The sequence below is a fragment of the Agrococcus versicolor genome, from assembly GCF_039531815.1.
Lineage (GTDB): Bacteria > Actinomycetota > Actinomycetes > Actinomycetales > Microbacteriaceae > Agrococcus > Agrococcus versicolor.
On record NZ_BAAAQT010000008.1, the window covers coordinates 565,634 to 585,333 of the forward strand.

General features: G+C 70.6%; 21 protein-coding genes and 1 pseudogene. 8 read left to right on the forward strand and 14 right to left on the reverse strand.

What is annotated here, in order from left to right:
- The first annotated feature begins 18 nt into the window (after positions 1-18).
- Together ABD249_RS15250 and ABD249_RS15255 are read left to right on the forward strand one after the other, a co-directional pair.
- Complete coding sequence (locus ABD249_RS15250) at positions 19-1,206, forward strand: ElyC/SanA/YdcF family protein (protein ID WP_344344899.1); 1,188 nt, start codon at positions 19-21, stop codon at positions 1,204-1,206.
- A gap of 110 nt (positions 1,207-1,316) precedes the next feature.
- A complete protein-coding gene (locus ABD249_RS15255; RefSeq protein WP_344344900.1) occupies positions 1,317-1,865 on the forward strand; it encodes an Ltp family lipoprotein in 549 nt (182 codons plus the stop codon).
- Positions 1,866-1,938: 73 nt separating this feature from the next.
- On the opposite strand, the gene rplI is transcribed toward ABD249_RS15255, so the two are convergent.
- From rplI to ABD249_RS15285, 6 genes are all read right to left on the reverse strand, one after another.
- A complete protein-coding gene (gene rplI / locus ABD249_RS15260) occupies positions 1,939-2,391 on the reverse strand; it encodes a 50S ribosomal protein L9 (RefSeq protein WP_344344901.1) in 453 nt (150 codons plus the stop codon).
- 13 nt (positions 2,392-2,404) lie between these two features.
- A complete protein-coding gene (gene rpsR / locus ABD249_RS15265; protein ID WP_092503972.1) occupies positions 2,405-2,659 on the reverse strand; it encodes a 30S ribosomal protein S18 in 255 nt (84 codons plus the stop codon).
- Positions 2,660-2,698: 39 nt separating this feature from the next.
- Positions 2,699-3,265 carry a single-stranded DNA-binding protein gene (locus ABD249_RS15270; protein ID WP_344344902.1) on the reverse strand — a complete coding sequence of 189 codons (567 nt, stop codon included), beginning with the start codon at positions 3,263-3,265 and terminating at the stop codon, positions 2,699-2,701.
- Positions 3,265-3,645 (reverse strand): 30S ribosomal protein S6, encoded by a 381-nt coding sequence (gene rpsF / locus ABD249_RS15275; protein WP_344344903.1) that lies wholly within the window; start codon positions 3,643-3,645, stop codon positions 3,265-3,267. Before rpsF ends, ABD249_RS15270 begins: the two co-directional genes overlap by 1 nt.
- A 124-nt stretch (positions 3,646-3,769) precedes the next feature.
- The gene (locus ABD249_RS15280) at positions 3,770-4,528 is read right to left on the reverse strand and encodes a hypothetical protein (protein WP_344344904.1); all 759 of its coding nucleotides are present in this window, start codon (positions 4,526-4,528) and stop codon (positions 3,770-3,772) included.
- A gap of 297 nt (positions 4,529-4,825) precedes the next feature.
- Entirely contained in the window at positions 4,826-6,289 is a 1,464-nt protein-coding gene (locus ABD249_RS15285) for a CCA tRNA nucleotidyltransferase (protein WP_344344905.1), read from the reverse strand.
- A 73-nt stretch (positions 6,290-6,362) separates the two neighbouring features.
- Here ABD249_RS15285 and ABD249_RS15290 point away from each other — a divergent pair, with 73 nt between their 5' ends.
- Genes ABD249_RS15290 through trxA form a run of 5 tightly spaced genes read left to right on the forward strand, consistent with a single transcriptional unit; the run spans position 6,363 to position 11,782 of the window.
- On the forward strand, positions 6,363-8,375 hold the full coding sequence (locus ABD249_RS15290; RefSeq protein WP_344344906.1) for a DUF6049 family protein: 2,013 nt from the start codon (positions 6,363-6,365) through the stop codon (positions 8,373-8,375).
- Positions 8,372-10,072 carry a murein biosynthesis integral membrane protein MurJ gene (gene murJ, locus ABD249_RS15295; protein ID WP_344344907.1) on the forward strand — a complete coding sequence of 567 codons (1,701 nt, stop codon included), beginning with the start codon at positions 8,372-8,374 and terminating at the stop codon, positions 10,070-10,072. Before ABD249_RS15290 ends, murJ begins: the two co-directional genes overlap by 4 nt.
- A gap of 14 nt (positions 10,073-10,086) precedes the next feature.
- Positions 10,087-10,470, forward strand: coding sequence for a hypothetical protein (locus ABD249_RS15300; RefSeq protein WP_344344908.1), 384 nt, complete (start codon positions 10,087-10,089; stop codon positions 10,468-10,470).
- A gap of 51 nt (positions 10,471-10,521) precedes the next feature.
- On the forward strand, positions 10,522-11,457 hold the full coding sequence (trxB, locus tag ABD249_RS15305) for a thioredoxin-disulfide reductase (RefSeq protein WP_344344909.1): 936 nt from the start codon (positions 10,522-10,524) through the stop codon (positions 11,455-11,457).
- Positions 11,458-11,470: 13 nt separating this feature from the next.
- Positions 11,471-11,782 (forward strand): thioredoxin, encoded by a 312-nt coding sequence (gene trxA / locus ABD249_RS15310; RefSeq protein WP_344344910.1) that lies wholly within the window; start codon positions 11,471-11,473, stop codon positions 11,780-11,782.
- A gap of 76 nt (positions 11,783-11,858) precedes the next feature.
- Here the strand turns inward: trxA and ABD249_RS15315 are convergent, their stop codons facing one another.
- The 8 genes from ABD249_RS15315 to rpmH form a co-directional block, all read right to left on the reverse strand.
- A complete protein-coding gene (locus ABD249_RS15315) occupies positions 11,859-12,845 on the reverse strand; it encodes a ParB/RepB/Spo0J family partition protein (RefSeq protein ID WP_344344911.1) in 987 nt (328 codons plus the stop codon).
- A complete protein-coding gene (locus ABD249_RS15320; RefSeq protein ID WP_344345135.1) occupies positions 12,842-13,684 on the reverse strand; it encodes a ParA family protein in 843 nt (280 codons plus the stop codon). Before ABD249_RS15320 ends, ABD249_RS15315 begins: the two co-directional genes overlap by 4 nt.
- A 2,363-nt stretch (positions 13,685-16,047) precedes the next feature.
- Positions 16,048-16,677, reverse strand: a complete 630-nt coding sequence (gene rsmG / locus ABD249_RS15325) for a 16S rRNA (guanine(527)-N(7))-methyltransferase RsmG (protein WP_344344912.1) — start codon at positions 16,675-16,677, stop codon at positions 16,048-16,050.
- Positions 16,674-17,255 (reverse strand): R3H domain-containing nucleic acid-binding protein, encoded by a 582-nt coding sequence (locus ABD249_RS15330; RefSeq protein ID WP_344344913.1) that lies wholly within the window; start codon positions 17,253-17,255, stop codon positions 16,674-16,676. Before ABD249_RS15330 ends, rsmG begins: the two co-directional genes overlap by 4 nt.
- The gene (yidC, locus tag ABD249_RS15335; protein ID WP_344344914.1) at positions 17,252-18,226 is read right to left on the reverse strand and encodes a membrane protein insertase YidC; all 975 of its coding nucleotides are present in this window, start codon (positions 18,224-18,226) and stop codon (positions 17,252-17,254) included. Before yidC ends, ABD249_RS15330 begins: the two co-directional genes overlap by 4 nt.
- Positions 18,227-18,251: 25 nt before the next feature.
- Positions 18,252-18,536, reverse strand: coding sequence for a membrane protein insertion efficiency factor YidD (gene yidD / locus ABD249_RS15340; RefSeq protein ID WP_344344915.1), 285 nt, complete (start codon positions 18,534-18,536; stop codon positions 18,252-18,254).
- Positions 18,533-18,856 carry a ribonuclease P protein component gene (gene rnpA, locus ABD249_RS15345; RefSeq protein ID WP_344344916.1) on the reverse strand — a complete coding sequence of 108 codons (324 nt, stop codon included), beginning with the start codon at positions 18,854-18,856 and terminating at the stop codon, positions 18,533-18,535. Before rnpA ends, yidD begins: the two co-directional genes overlap by 4 nt.
- A 6-nt stretch (positions 18,857-18,862) precedes the next feature.
- Entirely contained in the window at positions 18,863-19,000 is a 138-nt protein-coding gene (rpmH, locus tag ABD249_RS15350; RefSeq protein WP_344344917.1) for a 50S ribosomal protein L34, read from the reverse strand.
- 295 nt (positions 19,001-19,295) lie between these two features.
- On the opposite strand from rpmH, the pseudogene ABD249_RS15355 reads away from it, so the two are divergent.
- Positions 19,296-19,700, forward strand: a pseudogene (locus ABD249_RS15355) (chromosomal replication initiator protein DnaA); the annotation flags it as partial.

Genomic DNA, 19,700 nt, shown 5'->3' on the forward strand with positions numbered 1-19,700 from the left:
ATCCGAGGAGGACAGCGCATGCGCTCGACCATCATCCGAACCGATCGCCGGAGGCGGGGCCTTCGTGCGTCGCTCGCGATCCCGCTCGTGGCCGTCACGGCCGTCGCGCTCGTCGGCTGCACCGACGACGGCGGCGACGCCGCACCGGCTGCGGAGGGCGAGCCGACCGTCGAGGAGCTGTTCGACGCCGTCGACAACGCCTCGCCCACCGCCGAGCGCGTGCAGGCCCTCACCGACATCGCCATGCACTACTACTGGGACGGCGGCGACCTCGCGGAGGTCGAGGAGGAGTTCTTCCAGGGCGTGACCCTGCACGGCGACTACGACGTGGTCGCAGAGGCGATGGCGCAGGCGGTCGAGATCGATCCGCACGACCTCGACCTGCGCTACGGCCTCGCGTCGGCGCAGCTGCTGCAGGACGACGTCGCAGCCTCGCTCGAGACGCTCGACGGCATCCTCGCGATCGAGCCGGACGCCTACGAGGCCCACCTGCGTGCCGCCGCGTACAGCCGCGCCTCGGGCGACGAGGCCGGCTACGCCGAGCACGTGGTGGAGCTGCAGCGCATCGACCCGGAGCGGGCGGCCGACGACGTCGCGAGCCTCGACGCGGCAGCGGCCGCCTCGAGCCTCGTCATGGCGGAGGACGTGCCGACCGACCTGCCCGAGCAGGACCACGCGTTCGTCGTGCTCGGCTACGCGCTCGCCGAGGACGGCTCGATGGAGCAGACCCTGCTCGATCGCCTGGACGTCGCGCTCGAGGCTGCGGAGGCGTACCCGGACTCCACCCTCATCGTCTCCGGGGGCGTGCCCCAGGAGGGCGTCACGGAGTCGAGCGCCATGGCCGAGTGGCTCGTCGAGCAGGGCGTCGACGAGGACCGCATCCTGCAGGAGGGCCTCGCGACGGACACCGTCGAGAACGCGCTCTTCTCGCTGCAGCTCGCCGCCGACCACGACGTCGAGACCGTCACGGTCATCTCGAGCGCCTCGCACATCCGACGAGCGATCACGATCTTCGACGAGGTCGCCGGCTCGCTCGGCCCGGCCATGGGCCTCGCGGTCGACGGCGACGAGCTCACGAACGTCGTGGCGATGGACTTCGACTCGCCGGAGGAGGCCGCGGAGGTCACGCCGCAGGAGCAGCTCGTCATCTACCGCGACCTGCTGCGCGCCTCGGGGGTGTGGGCCTTCCCCGGCCTGCAGCGCTGACGCTGGGGGGCGCTCCGGGCCTCAGTCGAGGAAGGCTCAGCGGAGTGTCAGACGTGCGGAGGATGATGCGAATCCGCCGCAGGTCGCGGCATGCTCGAAGGGTTCCTCCCATGCCGCACCTCCTCCGCACGTCTGCCGCCGCGCTCGGCGTCGCCGCCGCGATCCTCCTCACGGGATGCATCGCGATGCCGCCGTCGATCGGCTCGGCTCCCCCGGTCTCGCAGCCGACGGCCGAGCCCGTCGAGGACGTCGAGGCATCGGAGGATGCGGAGCCGACGGCGCCGAGCGAGGAGCCGACGGAGGCCGCAGAGCCGGCACCGGTCGCCGAGCCGACGCCGACCGAGGCTCCTGCGCCGGCGGAGCCGACGCTCACCGTCGCGCAGCAGAACGCCGTCGAGAGCGCGCAGTCGTATCTCGACTTCCTGCACTTCTCGCGCACCGGACTCATCGGGCAGCTCGAGTTCGAGGGCTTCACGATCGACGACGCGACGTTCGCCGTCGACTCGCTCGCCGTCGACTGGAACGCCCAGGCAGCCGGCAAGGCGCAGGAGTACCTCGACTACATGGCGTTCTCGCGCCAGGGCCTCATCGACCAGCTGGTCTTCGAGGGATTCAGCCAGGCGGAGGCTGAGTACGGCGTCGCCGCGGTCGGACTCTGATCGGTCGGGCCGCTGACGCGGAGAGGGCCGCACCCCTGTCGGGATGCGGCCCTCGCTGCTCGGGTGTCGCGCGCTACTTGGCGGCGACGACCTCGATGGTGATCTTCGCGATCAGGTCGTCGCGCAGACGCGCCGTCGCGGTGTGCGAACCCGTCGACTTGATCGCCGTCGGGATCTCGATGACGCGCTTGTCGAGCGAGCCGAGGCCCTGCTCCGACGCCGCGTTCGCGATGTCCTGCGTCTGCACCGAGCCGAAGAGACGACCCTCCTTGCCCGCCTTGACGGACAGACGGAGCGGGTTGGCCTCGAGCTTCAGCTTGAGGTCCTGCGCCTCCTCGATCGTGGCGTGCTCGCGCGCTGCGCGGGCTGCCTTGATCTGCTCGACCTGCTTCTCGCCACCGCGCGTCCACGCGGTCGCGAAGCCCTGCGGCACGAGGTAGTTGCGGGCGTACCCGTTCTTGACCTCGATGACGTCGCCGGCACTGCCGAGGCCCGAGACCTCGTTCGTCAGAATGACCTTCGCCATGTCAGATCCTTCCTCAGCGCCCGGCGCCGGAGTACGGCAGGAGCGCCATCTCGCGGGCGTTCTTGATCGCCTTCGCGATGAGACGCTGCTCCTGCACCGATGCGCCGGTGATGCGACGGGCACGGATCTTGCCGCGCTCCGAGATGAACTTCTTCAGCGTCGCGACGTCCTTCCAGTCGATGACGCCGACGGTGATGGCCTTGGCCGGCGCGACCGGCTTCCCGCCCTTGGGGCCCCTGCCCCGACGACCCTGCGGCTTTCCAGCCATGGTGTCCTGCTCTCTTGTCTGTCTGTCTGCGGAGATCGCCTAGAAGGGCGTCTCGTCGTTGTAGTTGGTGCCCGGTGCGCCCCAGACGTCGCCGCCCTGGCTGCCGCCGGACTGCTGGCCCGACTGCTGCCCTGCGGGCTGGCCCCACGGCTCCTCGGTGACCGCGCCCTGCTGCTGGCCGCCGCCGAACTGTCCGCCGCCGCCACCGCCACCGCGGTTGCCGCCACCGCCGCCGCCGCCACCCTGCGAACGGGTGATCTGCGCGGTCGCGTAGCGGAGGCTGGGGCCGATCTCGTCGACCTCGAGCTCGATGACGGTGCGCTTCTCACCCTGCTGGGTGTCGAAGGAGCGCTGCTTGAGGCGGCCCTGCGCGATGACGCGGCTGCCCTTCGTGAGGCTCTGCGAGACGTGCTCGGCGAACTCGCGCCACACGGACGCGCGGAGGAACAGCGCCTCGCCGTCCTTCCACTCGTTCGCCTGACGGTCGAACGTGCGCGGGGTCGAGGCGATCGTGAAGTTCGCCACTGCGAGACCGCTCTGCGTGTAGCGCAGCTCGGGGTCGGCCGTGAGGTTGCCGACGACCGTGACGAGGGTCTCGCCAGCCATCAGGCTGCCTCGGGCGTCGTCTTCGCCGGACGCGCTGCTGCGCGTGCTGCCTTGGCCTCGTCCTTCGCGGCCTTCTCGGCGCGCTGGGCGATGACCTCGTCACGACGGAGGACCTTCGTGCGGATGACGGCCTCGGACAGGTTCAGCTGTCGGTCGAGCTCACGCGTCGCGTCGGGCGATGCCGTGAAGTCGACGACGGCGTAGATGCCCTCGGTCTTCTTGTCGATCTCGTATGCGAAACGACGGCGGCCCCAGATGTCCACGTTCTCGATCTCGCCCTCTGCGGTGCGGATGACACCGAGGAACTTCTCGAGAGACGGGGCGACGGTGCGCTCGTCGATGGCCGGGTCGAGAATGACCATCAGCTCATAGCGATGCATGCTTCACCCACCTCCTTCGGACTCGAACGGCTGCAGACGATCTGCAGCAGGAGGGTATGCATGCTGCCCGGCGTGGCCGGACAACCTCGCAAGCCTAGCGCACGCTCGTCGTCGCCCGCCATCTTCACGTCGCGAGCGCGTCCCGAATCGCGGACGCGAGGTCGGCGGGCAGCCCGAGCGCGACGACGATGCGATGGGCGTCGATGTCGGGCGGATCATCGTCGAGCAGCGCCTGCAGCGTGGCAGCGCCCTCCTCGTCGAGTCCCCGTGCATCCGCGAATCCGGGATCGACGTCCGTGCGGGGTCGGATGCGTGCGTGAAGCTGCCGCGCAAGACAGGCGCCGCGAGCGGATTCGGCGAGGTCGGCGCCCTCCTCGTCGAAGATGCCCACGCTCGGCCCTACCCAGATCATCCGCCAGACGACTCCGCGTCTGCGAAGCACAGGACCGCGAGCGTGGCAGGCGACGTCCACGCGATCCTCGCCGATGGCGATCGAGAAGAGCGGACGCGACGAGATCATGTCGGCGATGTCCACCTCGCCCTCATAGCGGACGAAGCGGTGGCCGCTCTCCGTCGCCATCACCGCGGGCACGATCGGCGTGACGCGGCTCTCGAAGTCGCGCGCCGCGCGCTCGGTCGCGCGCAGGGTGCCCACGACGAACGACATCGGCGCCGACTCCAAGCGCGAGATCCGCTGCTCGAAGCCGTCGATCGGATCCGGGCCCGCGGGCACTGCGCTCCACGGCTCCGACAGGCCTGTCACCATGATGTCGACCCTGGCGCGCAGGCGATCGCTGAGGCGTCGCACCAACGCCTGAAGCGTCGGTCCAGGCGTAGGGCCCGCGTTCGTCGCGACCAGCACCTGGCGGCGGTCGTCGAGCACGAGCGTCCCGCTCACGCGGCCGAGCCACTCCCCCGTGAGGTCCGGTCGGATGAGGCCGAGGAGCCGTTCGTCGCGCAGCACGTCGAGCACCCGCTGACGATTCGCGAGGGCCACGTCGCGTTCGATCCCGAGCTCGTCCACGTCGGCGAGGAAGATGTTCCAGAATGCGATCGGGTCGCCGGCTGCTCGAAGGTCCGGCTCCGTGCCCTCCAAGGCGGCCGTGATGAAGGGGTCGTTCGCGGGCACACTCGGATCATAGGCACGCGCCATGCTCGATGGTCGTGCCGTGCTCCGACGTCATTCGGCGGAGCGGTCCGCCCACCACTTCCGCAGCACCGACTCGGCACGCTCGGCACCGAGCGGGCCGTCCTCGATGCGCGCCTCGAGCAGCATCCGGTAGGCGTCGCCGACGGCGCGCGACGGGCCGATGCCGAGGATCGCCATGATCTGCTCGCCGTCGAGGTCCGGGCGCATCGCGTCGACCTGCTCCTGCTCCTGCAGGTCGGCGATGCGGCGCTCGAGGTCGTCGTAGGCGAAGTCGAGCCGGTCGGCCTTGCGGCGGTTGCGCGTCGTGACGTCGGACCGGGTGAGGATGTGGAGGCGCTCGAGCAGCGGCCCGGCGTCGCGCACGTAGCGGCGCACGGCCGCATCGGTCCACTGCGCGTCCATGTAGCCGTAGAAGCGCAGGTGCAGCTCGACGAGCCGCGAGACGGCCTTGACGGTGTCGTTGTCGAAGCGCAGCGCCTTGAGGCGCTTCGTCGCGAGCCGCGCGCCGACGAGGTCGTGGTTGTAGAAGGTGACGGCGCCGTTCGCGACGTGCCGCGTCGCCGGCTTGCCGATGTCGTGGAGGAGGCCCGCGAGGCGCGAGACGACGTCGGGCGCAGCGCCCGGGTGCCTGGCGGCCTCGAGCGCGATGCCCTGCCGCAGCACGGTGAGCGAGTGCTCGTACACGTCCTTGTGGTGCGCGTGCTCGTCGACCTCGAGCCGCAGCGCGGGCACCTCGGGCAGCACGTGCTCGAGGATGCCCGTGTCGGTCAGCAGTCGCAGCCCACCCGTGGGGTCGGTGGTCGACAGCAGCTTCACGAGCTCGTCGCGGACGCGCTCGGCGCTGATGTGCTCGATGGTCGCCGCAGCCTCCGTCATCGCGTCGCGCACGCGATCGACGACGCGGAAGCCGAGCTGCGCCTCGAAGCGCGCGGCGCGCAGCATGCGCAGCGGGTCGTCGCGGAAGGAGTCCTCCGGAGCCTGGGGCGTGTCGAGGAGCCCGGCGAGGAGGTGCTCGAGGCCACCGCCGACGTCGACGAGGCGCGGGTCGACGCGCTCGGCCACGCCCTCGGCCGAGCGGGCGACCAGCTGCAGCGCCATGGCGTTGACCGTGAGGTCGCGCCGCACGAGGTCGTCCTCGAGGCGCTCTCCGAACGACACCTCGGGCTTGCGGCTCAGCCGGTCGTACACGTCGGCCCGGTACGTCGTCACCTCGACGGTCATGCCGTCGATGCGGCACGCGATGGTGCCGAACTCGCGGCCCACGTCCCACTGGGCGTCGGACACGGGGCGCACGATGCGCAGGATGTCGTCGGCGCGAGCGTCCGTCGTGTAGTCGAGATCCGTCGTCCGCCGCCCGAGCAGCGCGTCGCGGACGGGGCCGCCGACGAGCGAGAGCTCGAAGCCCGCGGCGGCGAACGCGTCGGCGAGCACCGTCGTCGGACCGGTCGCCGCGACCTCCTGGAGGCGCGCGGTCGCCTCGGCCATGCTCGTCACGGTCAGCCATCCTGCCAGGACGCGGCGAGGCGCGCGGCGCCGACCTGCAGCATCGCGCTCGTAGACTGTCGCCATGCTCGCGGCGGGTGGGCGCGTGCGGCGCGCACTGGCGATGACGATCGCCACGATCGGCGCGCTCGGCGCCATGGCCCTCGTGCCGACGCCGCAGGCCGTCGCGGCCGAGGATCCGGATCCCGCGATCGCCGCGATCGACCCCGTCCTCGCCGCCGACCAGGACCTCGCCGTCGAGGTGAGCGTCGGCACCGAGGCGACGGAGGATCTCGACGTCGCGGTGCTCGTCGGCGCCCGCGCCGTCGCGACGCGCAGCTCGCTGACGCAATGGCTCGACGCGAGCGGCTCCCCTGCGCTCGCCCGCGTCGCGACCGCCACGATCCCCGCCGGATCCTCGAGCGTCCAGGTCACCGTGCCCGTCGCCGACCTGCCGTGGTCGGCGGCGACGAGCGGCGCGATGCTGCTCGCCGCCGACGTCGAGGGCGTCGACGACCGCATCCGATCCCTCGTCACGCGCGACCTGCCCGCCGGCGGGCCCACGCGTCTCGCGCTCGCCATGTCGACGACGACGCCCGAGACCGACACGGGCCTGCTCTCCGCCGACGAGCTCGAGGCGGCGGTGACCGAGGGCGGCACGCTCGCCGAGCAGCTCGCCGTCGGCCAGGCCGGCGCGGCGCTCGGCATCGACCCCATCGTCCCGGCGAGCATCGCCGCGCTCGGCGACGACGCGCCCGACGCCGCCGTCGCCTGGCTCGAGGCCGCGCGCGGGCTGCCGCAGACGTTCGCGCTGCCCTACGGCGGCGCCGATCCCGTCGTCGTCGCCCGCTCGGGCGTCGCCGTGCCGAGCATCGCCGGAATCCCCGCGGCCGACGGCACGATCCTCCCCGCCTCCCTCGCCGAGGTCCCCACGACCATCGCCCCCGTCGTCGACGCGACGGGCTCCGCGCTCGACGCCGCGCTGCTGTCGACCCTCGCATCCGGCGCGACGGTCATCGTCGACACCGACGACCTCGACGAGACGCTCGATCGCGAGACGCCCGACGCGCATGTCACGGTCGGCGGCGCCTCGGTGCTCGCCGCCGACGCCGAGCTGCAGTCGCTCGTGCGCGACGCCGTGGCGGCCGGAGGCACCGAGTCGCGCGACGGGGTCGCCCGCGTCGTCGCGCTCCTCGCGACCATCACGCGCGAGGCTCCGGCGCTGCAGCGCACGCTCGTCGCCGCCCTGCCCGACGACGCCGACCCGGCCGCGGCCCTCGCGCTGCAGGAGGCCGTGGCATCCGTGGCCTGGCTCGAGCAGACGGGCATCGACACGGCGCTCGCCGAGCCCGCGCGCGACGGCGTGCTCGTGCCCTCCGAGGCGTCCCAGGCCGGCACCGACGCCGCCGACCGCGTCGCGGCGCTCGTCGACGCCGCGGCGATCACCGAGTCCGTCGCCACGACGCTCGCAGATCCCACGACGCTCGTCGCGCCCGTGCGCCTGCAGCTGCTCGCCGCGATCGCCGCGACGTCGCGTGCGGACGACGATGCCGCCGTCGCGCGATTCGTCGAGCTCGTCGCGCCCCTGCGCGCCCCCGTGAGCATCGTGGAGGGCGGCGAGACCGCGCTCCTCGGGAGCCCCGCCGAGCTGCAGGTCACCCTCGAGAACGCGCTCGACGTCGACGTGACGGTGCTGCTCTCGGCCCGCACGGGCACGAACGCCGTCACCCTTCCCGAGGAGCCGATCGAGGTCGTCGTCCCCGCGAGCGAGCGCATCCGCGTGCCCATGCCCGTCGACGTCGTCGCCGCCGGCAGCGGCATCGTGCGGCTCGACGTGCGCACGCCCGACGGCGTCGCCCTCGACAGCGCCTCGCTGCGCATCAACGCGCAGCCCGCCTTCGAGACGATCCTGCTCGTCGTCGTCGCGCTCGCCGCGGCGCTGCTGCTCGGCTTCGGCATCGTGCGCTCCATCCGCAAGCGTCGCTCGGGCGAGGCGCGCGGCGACATCGACCCCGCGACGGAGCAGATCGCAGCCGCCGCCGGCTCCGACGCGAGACGCGCGACCGCGACCACGACCGACCCGGGAGCACCTGCATGAGCGAAGCATCGACCGAGGGGGCCGCGACGACCGTGCCCGGCGCGAGCGTGCAGCGCTCGAGCGCCGTGCTCGCCGCAGGCACCGCCGTCTCGCGCGTGCTCGGATTCGCGAAGGCCGGCCTGCTCGCCGTCGTCATCGGCAACACCGGCTCGCAGGCCGCGGCGGCGTTCGGCCTCGCGAACCAGCTGCCGAACAACGTCTACATCCTCGTCGCCGGCGGCGTCATGTCCGCCGTGCTCGTCCCCGCGATCGTGCGGGCGAGCCTCGGCGACGACGGCGGGCAGGCGTTCGTGCGGAAGCTGCTGACGCTCGGCGGCACGATCTTCCTGCTGCTCGCGCTCGTCGCGACCCTCGCGGCGCCGCTCCTCGTGAACCTGTACGCGACGAGCAACGACGGCGAGGGCTTCACGTCCGAGCAGATGGCCCTCGCGATCGCCCTCGCGTACTGGTGCCTGCCGCAGATCTTCTTCTACGCGCTCTACACGCTGCTCGGCGAGATCTTCAACGCTCGAGGGCAGTTCGGCCCGTACACGTGGGCGCCCGTCGCCAACAACGTCGTCTCGATCGCCGGGCTCCTGCTCGTGCTGCTGCTCGTCGGCAACCGCACGACCGATCCGGCGGCGTGGACCCCGGACCGCGTCGCGATGCTCGGCATCGCCACCACGGTCGGCGTCGCCGTGCAGGCGCTCGTGCTCGTGCTGCTCTTCCGCAGGACGGGGATGACGTTCCGCCTCGACTTCGGGTGGCGCGGCGTGGGCCTGCGCGCCACTGGCCAGCGCGCGGGATGGCTCTTCGGCGTCGTCATCATCGGCCAGATCAAGGGACTCGTGCAGTCCCGCGTCGTCACGATGGCCGACCCGGACGGCGCCAACCTCTTCACGATGCAGAACGCGTGGTTCGTGTTCTCGCTGCCGCACTCGATCATCGCGGTGTCGATCGCCATCGCGTACTTCACGCGCATGTCCCACCACGCGTCCCGCGGCGACCTCGGCGGCATCCGCACGGACGTGAGCTCGGCGCTGCGCGGCGTCGGCATGCTGACGACCATCAGCGCCGTCGTGCTCGCCGTCGTCGCCGTGCCCTTCTGGCGCTACTTCGACGACTCGTTCGAGGCGATGCTGCAGTCGTCGTTCGTGCTGTGGGCCATGCTCATCGGCCTGACGGCGTTCAGCGCCGAGTACGTGCTGCAGCGCGTCTACTTCGCGCTCGAGGACACCCGCACGCCCTTCCTGTACGCGCTGTTCGGCATGCTCGTGACCTTCGCCCTGCTGTGGGCGTGCACCCTGCTCCCAGGGCTCTGGATCGTCGCGGGAGCCTCGCTCGCCGTGACGATCGCCAACCTCGTGTCCTGCACGGTCTGGATCTGGCTCGTGCGTCGCAAGATCGGCGCGTTCGGCATCCGCCTGATCCTGCGCCGCCACCTCCAGTACCTGCTGTTCGCCGTCGTCGCCGCCATCCCCGGGCTCGCGATCGTGTGGGGCATGGGCGGCTTCGTCGAGGGGGGCTTCGCCACGAGCGCGACCGTGCCCGCGCTGCTCACGGCGACGCTCGCGGGCGCCGCCATGGCGGTCGTCTACTTCGGCCTGCTGCTCGTGACGCGCAATCCGGACTTCCGCGCAACCCTCGACCTCGTCCTGTCGCGCTTCACAGGCCGGCGACGTAGCGTGGTCGACGACGCGACCCCGCGTCAGGACTGACCAGAGGAGGCGCCATGCCGCATCCGCTCGCACGGCTCGTCGCACCCGTCATCGTCGGCGTCGCCGCCGGCATCGGCGCCGTCGTCGCGCAGTCCGTGCTCGTGCGCCGTGGACCGGTGCAGCCGTCGCTCGGCGCCCCCGAGCGTCCGCTCGCCTTCCAGGGCTGGTGGTCGTCGAACGAGTCCTCCCCCATGGCCTACGCGCACCCCGCCGTCGTCTTCGTCGACGGCGCCACGGGCACGGTCGTCGACTCGTGGGATCGGCGGACGCGCTCGCGGGTCGCGAACCCTCGCGTCGTCGGCTCCGAACCCCTCTCGACCGACGCCATCTCCGTGCTGGATGCGACCACCGGCGACGTGCTCCAGGCACTGCCCGTGGAGGGAATGGCGCGGGGCTAGCATCGGTTGACCAGCAGTGAGCGCCACCGTGGCGCCCAGCGAAAGGCATCCGTGCACGACGTCATCATCATCGGCTCCGGCCCCGCCGGCTACACCGCGGCGATCTACGCCGCTCGCGCGAACCTCGCACCCGTGGTGCTCGCGTCGAGCGTGGAGGCCGGCGGAGACCTCATGACGACGACCGAGGTCGACAACTTCCCGGGCTTCCCCGAGGGCGTCATGGGTCCCGACCTCATGTTCAACATGCAGCAGCAGGCCGAGCGCTTCGGCGCCGACGTGCGGCTGGACGACGTCACCGAGCTCGAGCTCGATGGTCCCGTCAAGCGCGTCCACGTCGGTGGCGAGGTCCTCGAGGCCCGCACCGTCATCTTCGCGACCGGATCCGCGTACCGTCGCCTGGGCCTCCCCGGCGAGGACCGCCTGTCCGGCCACGGCGTCTCGTGGTGCGCGACGTGCGACGGCTTCTTCTTCAAGGGGAAGCACCTCGTCGTCGTCGGCGGCGGCGACTCGGCGATGGAGGAGGCGACCTTCCTCACGAAGTTCGCCGAGTCCGTCACGATCGTGCACCGCTCCGAGACGTTCCGCGCGAGCGCCGCGATGCTCGACCGTGCCAAGGCAGACCCGAAGATCTCGTTCCTGACGAACGCGGCCGTGGTCGACGTCCTCGGCGAGTCGGCGGTCGACGGCGTGCTGCTGCGCGACACCGTCACGGGCGAGGAGCGCACGCTCCCGATCGACGGCCTCTTCGTGGCGATCGGCTCCGACCCGCGCACGCACCTCGTGCACGGCAAGCTCGACCTCACGACCGAGGGCACCATCGCGGTCGACGGCCGCTCGTCTCGCACGAACGTCCCCGGCGTCTTCGCCGCCGGCGACGTCATCGACCCCACGTACCGACAGGCCATCACGGCCGCCGGCTCGGGCACCGTCGCGGCGCTCGACGCCCAGCACTACCTCGCCGAGCTGCCCGCGGCAGTCTCGGCCTGACAAGGAGGAACCCATGAAGAACGTCACGACCGACTCGTTCCAGTCCGACGTGCTCGAGGCAGACAAGCCGATCCTCGTCGACTTCTGGGCGGAGTGGTGCGGCCCGTGCCGCGCCGTCGGCCCCATCCTCGAGCAGATCGACGGAGAGACCGAGAAGCTCGACGTCGTGAAGGTCAACGTCGACGAGAACCCCGACCTCGCGATGCGCTACGGCATCACCTCCATCCCCGCGATGAAGGTGTTCGTCGGCGGCGAGGTCAAGAAGGAGCTCATCGGCGCCAAGCCGAAGGCCGCCCTCGAGGCGGACCTCGCAGCCTTCCTCTGATCCACACGCGCCCCTGAGGCGTGCGAAGGACCCCGGGTGCACCCCGGGGCCCTTCGTCGTGCTGCGGACGCGCTGGCTAGTCGGCGAGGCTCACGGCGTCGCCGAAGGGCTGCTCCCCCAACGCGGCGAGGATGCGGTTGAGGTCGGCGACGGTCGCGAAGTCGACGACGATCTGGCCCTTCGTGCGCCCGAGGCTCACCCGCACGCGGGTGTCCAGGCGATCCGTGAGACGCTCGGCGACCTCGTCGAGTCCCCGCTGCACGCCGCCGCGCTGCGGCGTCCGCCGCGGCACGCGCACCTGTGCGAGGCTCGCGGCATGCTCGGCGGCACGTACTGACAATTCCTCATTGACGATGCGGTCCGCGAGGCGCGTCATGCCGTCCTCGTCGTCGACGGAGAGGATCGCGCGAGCGTGGCCCGCGCTCAGGACGCCGGAGGCGACGCGCGTCTGGATCGACTCGGGCAGCCGCAGGAGGCGGATGGTGTTCGAGATCTGCGGTCGGCTGCGACCGATGCGGCGCGACAGCTCGTCCTGCGTGATCGAGAAGTCCGACAGCAGCTGCTGGTAGGCGGAGGCCTCCTCGAGCGGATTGAGGTCGGCTCGGTGCAGGTTCTCGAGCAGCGCGTCGCGCAGCATCTCGTCGTCGGGCGTGTCCTTGATGAGGGCTGGCACGGTGGTGCGCCCCGCACGACGCGACGCACGCCAGCGCCGCTCTCCCATGATGAGCTCGAAGCGGTCGGTCGAGCCTGCGAGCGGTCGCACGACGATGGGCTGGAGGACGCCGAACTCGCGGATGGAGTGCTCGAGCTCGCTGAGGTCGTCCTCGTCGAACACGTCGCGCGGCTGCACGTGGTTCGGCACGATCGCGTCGAGCGACAGCTCTGCCAGGCGCGCGCCGGGCACGGCGGCCAGCTCGGTGCCGTCTGCCGTCTTCGCCGCGGGGAAGAACACGTCGACCGGCCGGTCGCGGGGTGCCGACGTCGCGTCGTCGGTCGCCGGCTGGGCCGGCGCCGAGGGGATCAGGGCGCCGATGCCTCGACCGAGCCCGGTGCGCTTGCTCATGGTGCTCCTCGCTGCGCGATCTCCGCTGCGGCCTCGCGGTATGCGAGCGCCCCTGGAGAGTTGGGATCGTAGGCGAGGACGGTCTGCCCGAAGCCCGGGGCCTCGGAGATGCGCACCGTCCTCGGGATGATGGTCTGCAGCGCGACGTCGCCGAAGTGCGTCCGCACCTCGTCGACGACCTGCCTCGAGAGCAGCGTGCGGCCGTCGTACATGGTCAGCAGCACCGTCGAGAGCGCGAGCGCAGGATTCACGTGCGCCTTGATGCGCTCGATGGTGTCGAGCAGCTGGGTGACGCCCTCGAGCGCGTAGTACTCGCACTGGATCGGCAGGAGCACCTCGGTCGCAGCGGCGAAGGCGTTGATGGTGAGCAGGCCGAGCGACGGCGGGCAGTCGATGAACACGTAGTGCACCGGCTCGTCCTGAGCGTCCAGGTACTGCTGCAGCGCCGTGCGGAGGCGGAACTCCCGTCGATCGAGTGGCGCGAGCTCGAGATCGGCACCTGCCAGGTGGATCGTGGAGGGGGCCGCCTGGAGTCCCTCGGAGTCGGTGCTCTGCTGCACCGCATCGGCCAGGGGGATCTCCTCCACGAGCACGTCGTAGGTGCTGGTGGTGTCCGCGTGGTGCGGGATGCCGAGCGCCGTGGAGGCGTTGCCCTGCGGATCGAGGTCGAGCACGAGCGCGCGGGCGCCGGCGCGCACGAGCGCGGCCGCGATGTTGACGGCCGACGTCGTCTTGCCGACGCCACCCTTCTGGTTCACGACCGCGATCACACGGGTCGTCGTCGGCAGCGGATGCTCGGCCTTCGCCAGTGCGGTTCGACGCTTCGCCAGATCCGCCATCTCGCGGGCGATCGGCGTGGTCTCGAATCGACCTGTCTGCACGGAAGCCCGTCCTCTCTCGGCCGTGTTTCACGTGAAACATCACATGCGCGTCCGTTGTCCCGTAGTCATCTTGGGCCATGCAGCACGCGCGCGCCAACTCGCGCGGCGCGTCGATCCGCGCCGCCTCGCTCAGGACCTGTGGACAACGCAGCGACGTGCGTGGAGAGCGATCCTGTGCCCGTCTCCCATGTCGGAAGCCCCGTTCTGCCGCGCCAGCACTGGGAAGTCGGGCCACCGGGACACTCGTGCGACACGCCCGACCTGCGCGGATTGCCCAGGTTGTCCACACTTGTCCACAGGTCGCTAGCCGGTCTACGGAAGTGCACGATCCGCGCATCGTGCGCGATGGCGTGCGCCGCTCATGTGGCGGCAGGTGTCAATCGCCGTCGACGCGCGACCGCGTGGGCCGTCGCCCGAGCATCCGCGTGCAGAGACGCGGGTCCTCATGCGGACGCGCGTGTACTCGGCTCCATGGGATGCCTGCATGCGGATGCATCGGGGTCCTCTGCGCGCCCCCTGGTCTCCAACGAGAGGTCGCCGGACCGCACGGCGTGGTTGCCCCGTCTCGAGGCACGGGCTGCGTCGATGGCACCGCCGGTCTGGCTGCAGTGCGCCGGCCTCGCGGGCGGCGCGCAGTCCGGCTTGCCGCCACGCCGCACTGGACTCGACATCGATCCGACTCGTCGCTCAGGCTGCCTCGATCATCGCAAGGTCACGGTGACGTCCCGGAGCTCCGTCGGTTCGGCCACTCCTCGGGGTCACTGCGCCAAGCGGTGTCATGCACGCGACGCAGACATCACCACAGCGCTGCACGGCGTCTCGCGCGCTCGACGGCGACGGACTGACCGTTTCACGTGAAACATGCAACCCGTGACCGCCCCTGCCACCGTGCTCGCGGGAGGGTATCCCTCGCCGGGTCCTTCTGCGGTGAAGGTGGCTGTGGGCTGCGCTGCACCTGCGCCGCGAGCCCCCAGTGGGCCCCGCAATGCAGCCTGCGTTTCACGTGAAACATTGCTAGCCAGCGTTGGCTGAACCGCCAACGTCTGAACGATCGTCGTTCGCCATTCGCCACCAGCTCGCCAGCAGTGATGCACGTGGCCTGCCGCCCTCGCCGGGACGCCTTACGACAGTGTGATCGATACCGGACACGCTCGACGCACAGAACAGTCACGGAGAGAGTGCCTTCCACATGAATCTGGGCGCGACGGCCCGCCGCCGGACGGAGTGCGCCGAGGTCATGAGCACGCCTGCGCGCAGTCTCGCCATCTGTCAGCCTCGCGTTCCACGTGAATCATGGAGCGAGACCCGCACCGGAGACGGCAGGTCGTCATCATTGCGTCCTGCTCGCGCAGCCTGACGTCTCGCAGATCCCCCGCCCGACGGCGCGATGGACGCAGCTCGAGCCGTGTTCCACGTGAAACGTGACCACGGACGGTCGCCTTGGGGGCCGAGCACGTCGTCCGGTGTGCTGCTCGTACGTGTCTCGCGTGCGAGACGCGATCGTCCTCCGCGAACCGGCGACGAGCAGCGGGCCGACGCCGTTCCTCGCAGCCACGTCGTTCCAGCGAGCACGTCGTTCGTCTGAACCGATGACGGCCGGACAGGATCGAGGAGACTGCATCCATGGGAACTCGTGGCCTCTCCGTCCGGTGGGCGAGCCCGCGCGCACCAGGGGTCGAACACCCACTGACGTGTTTCATGTGGAACATCACCGATGGTCACGATGGATCGCCGCTGGGAACGACCTCGACGGCGCCTTCGTCGCGTCCCGCAGGCACGCGCATTCGACGACGGTAAACCTCGATGCCGCATGGCCCTTCGAATGTCTCTGCGCCGCGCGCCGGGCGACCCTTCCTCGCACGGCCCAGATCACGGTAGGGGATCGCATCTCGACGCCGGCCTGACTGCGTCGACCGCGGACCAGGCACCCGCAGTGCGCGAACGCGCGCAGCGACCTCGGGTGCGGCGGACGAGCCTCGATCGCGCACGATCCCATGGCCCCACCCTCGACACCGACGCCGACGTACTCCGCGACGGCGTCGATGAGGTTCCTGGGACCCCGGAATCCGTCCGGCGACATGCCGGCGTCGACGCTCTCATTGCTTCCTGACGCACGTGCTCACGCGCATGCACGGCACTGGAGGCCCTGCTCGACGGACGTGGAGTCTCGAGCGGGGGCCAAGGATCCGCGCACGGGCTGTCTCGCGTCGACCCCGAAGGTGCCGCCCAGGACGGAGAGAACACCAGATGCAGCGAAGACGACCCTGTACAGGGAGGAGTCGTTGCCGCACGAGCGGCGAGCACCCATGCGCCCGCAGCACCTACCCTCGCACGACCGCCCGGAGGACTCGCGTGATCTCGCCGTCGCCGGCATCGAGCTCGAGCACCTCGGGGGTGCCGACCTTCAGCCGACGCATCGCCTTCTCGGCGGCGTCGATCTCCTCGTGCACGCGGGCGCCCTTCAGCAGCACGAGCTCGCCGCCGTCGGCCACGAGCGGCGCCGTCCACGGCACGAGCGTGCGCAGCGCCGACACCGCACGAGCGGTGACCTGGTGGAAGGCGCGGGTACCGTGCACCTCCTCGGCGCGAGCGCGCACGACCTCGACGTTGTCGAGCCCCAGGCGATCCGACTCGGACCGCAACCACTCGCACCGGCGCTCCATGGGCTCGATGAGGGCCATCGACACGTCGGGTCGCGCGATCGCGAGGACGAGGCCGGGAAGGCCGGCTCCCGAACCGACGTCGGCGACGAGGGCGTCGCGGTGCAGCAGGGGAGCCATCACCGCAGAGTTGAGGATGTGTCGACTCCAGAGTTGATCCAGCTCACGGGGCCCGATGAGCCCGAGCGTCTCGCCATGCTCCGCGAGCGACGCCGTGTACGACCTGGCCAGCTCGATCCGCTCGCCGAACATCGCGGCAGCGGCCGCCGGCTCGGCCTCGTACGTCGTCACCGAGGCACGACGACCGCATGGCGGTCGCGTCCCTCGCCCTCGGACTCCGAGTGCAGGCCGGCCTCGGCCACGAGGTCGTGCACGAGCTTGCGCTCGTAGGAGGACATCGCGGGGAGGGCGTAGCGGTCGTCACCGGCGGCGATCGCCGCGGCGGCACGCTCGACGAGCACGCGCAGCTCGACCGTGCGTGCGTCCTGGCTGCCGGCGACGTCGAGCACGACGCGAGAGAACTCGCCCGTCTGCGACTGCACGGCCAGGCGCGTCAGGTCCTGCAGTGCGGCGACCACATCCGGAGCCGACAGCGCGGCCAGCGACTCGTCGCCGGCCTCGCCGACCTTGAGCGTCGTGCGCGTGCCGGTCTCCTCGATCTCGATGTCGCCATCGACGTCGGCGATGTCGAGCAGGGCCTCGAGGTAGTCGGCCGCGATCTCGCCCTCGTCGAGCTCGTCCTCGTCGGTCGCGCCGTCGTCCGTCGCGCCGTCCTCGATCTCGACGGTCGAGCCCTCGTCCTGCTGCGCCGCACCGTCGACCTCGGCGTCCGCCACGGTCTCGTTCGTGGGCTGCTGGTCGTCGGTCACTTGCCGCCTCCCTCGCGCTGCGACTTCGTCGTCTTGCGCTTCGGCTGCTGCCGCTGCGTGTTCACGATGACGGGAGCGGACTCCTCGGCGGGAGCGTCCGTCTCCTCGGGCTCGAGGCCCATGCGCTGACGCTTGCGGGCCAGGCGCGCCTCGCGAGCGAGCGCCGCATCCGAGCCGGGGTTCGGCAGGCGGTTGATGATGATGAGCTGCTGCACGAGCGTGAAGAGGTTCGAGACGAGCCAGTAGAACATCGTCGCGAGGGGGAAGGCCCACGCCGAGATGAGCAGGAAGACCGGGATGATGTACAGCAGGATGCGCTGCTGCTTGTACATCGGGGACTCCTTCATCTGCGGAGTCTGGTTCTTCGACATGATCTGCAGCTGCGTGTAGAACTGCGTGGCGCACATGATGAGCGTCATGAGCACGGCGGTGATGATCACCGGCACGTTGCCCTGCTCGAAGCCGTGCTGCATCGTCATGTTCAGCGGCACGAGGTCGAACAGCGACGCGGCGCGGAACTGGTCGGCGAGCGACGTCACCATGAAGCCCACGCCGGCGTTGCCGCGGTTCGCCTCGGTGAGCACCGTGACGAGGCCGAAGAAGATCGGCATCTGGATCAGCAGCGGGAGGCACGACGCGAACGGGTTGGTGCCGGCCTTGCGATAGGCCTCCATCGTCTCGCGCTGCATCGCCTCGCGAGAGAACTGGTCCTTCTTGCCGCGGTACTTGTCCTGGATCTTCTTGATCTCGGGCGCGACCTCGAGGGCCTTCCGCGACGAGTGGATCTGCCGCACGGTGAGCGGGATCATCGCCGTACGCACCACGAGGGTGAGCGATGCGATGGACAGCACCCAGACGAGACCCGAGAACGGATCCATCCCGAGGGACTCGAGCACCCAGTGGGCGCCGGCCAGGATGGCCTCCAGGACCCACTTGATGGGCCACATCAGCAAGCCGACGATGTCGGGCATCAGCGATTCCTCTTCTTCTCGGTCATCATGCGGCTCCGGAGACGAAGCCGAGTCGCGTCGTGGTCATCGTGCGCCGTGGGCTGGGGATGTCGTCGACCCCGCCCGCCGCCCACGGGTGGCAGCGGATGATGCGACGCGCACCCATCCAGATGCCTCGCACCGCCCCGTGCTGCTGGATCGCCTGCAGCGTGTACGACGAGCAGCTCGGGTAGTACCGGCAGACGTCGCCATAGAGCGGCGACACCACCGTGCGATACGCGACCAGGATCGCGATGCACACGTTGCGCGGGATCAGCACGAACGCGCTCATCGTGACCTCAGCAATGGTTCGAATGCATGCGCGAGCGTACCGTAGTCGGCTATGCCGGCAGCAGGAAGCGCCCGTACGACGACGTCGACGGGCGGATCCAGGGGCAGCTGCAGGCGGACGAACTCCGACATGCGCCTGCGGACGCGGTTGCGCACGACCGCGTTGCCCACCTTCTTGGACACGACGAAGCCGAAGCGGCTGACGCCTGCTTCGGCTTCGGTGACGTGGAGCACCGCGGTGGGGGAGGTGAACCTCCGACCCGTGCGGACGATGCGCCGGAAGTCCGCCGCGTGCACGACGCGGTTCGGCTTCGGCAGCACCGTGGCTCAGGCGGAGAGCTCGGTGCGCCCCTTGCGGCGGCGAGCGCCCAGGATGGCGCGGCCCGCACGCGTACGCATGCGGAGGCGGAAGCCGTGCTTCTTGGCGCGGCGGCGGTTGTTCGGCTGGAACGTGCGCTTGCTCATGAGAATGTCTCCATGGGTGTCGGCCGGTGGGCCGGAAGTCGTCGTGCCTGCAGCAGGCAACCTGGCGATCATACGCGACACCGAGCGCAAGGGTCAACCGAGGCTCGAACCGTGTCGTGCGCCACGCCGCCCTCATTCTGATGCGACTTGCAAGCAGTGCGCTATGCGTGCAGACTCAGTGCAGCCTCCGGGAGGGCGTGCGAGATCGCCGCCTCACGGAGACCACCCACCGAGTTCTCCACCTGTGGACAACGGTGTGGAGAGACCCACGCACCCCACGGGACGGAGCCGGCGCATGAGCGATGGTGGCGACGCCCACCAGCTCTGGGCCGCAGTCCTCGCGACGCTCGCGCACGACCCGCGCATACCCCCCTCTGTCCGGGGGTTCCTCGATCTGGTCGAGCCCCAGGGGACCATGGGATCCGTCCTCTACCTCGACGTCCCGAACGACCTCACGCGCGACATGATCGAGCAGCGGCTCCGCATCCCGGTGACCGAGGCGATTGTGGAGAACGCTGTGGAGATCACCGCGTTCAAGATCGTCGTGAACCCCGAGCTCGAGCTCGGGCACGCCCTCGACGAGGCCCCCGAGAGCTCCTCTCCCTACGTGCAGCACGACGTCATCTCGGCACCGTCGGAGATCTCCCGTCCCGCGCCGAGCCGGGTGGACTCGCGCCTCAATCCCAAGTACGTGTTCGAC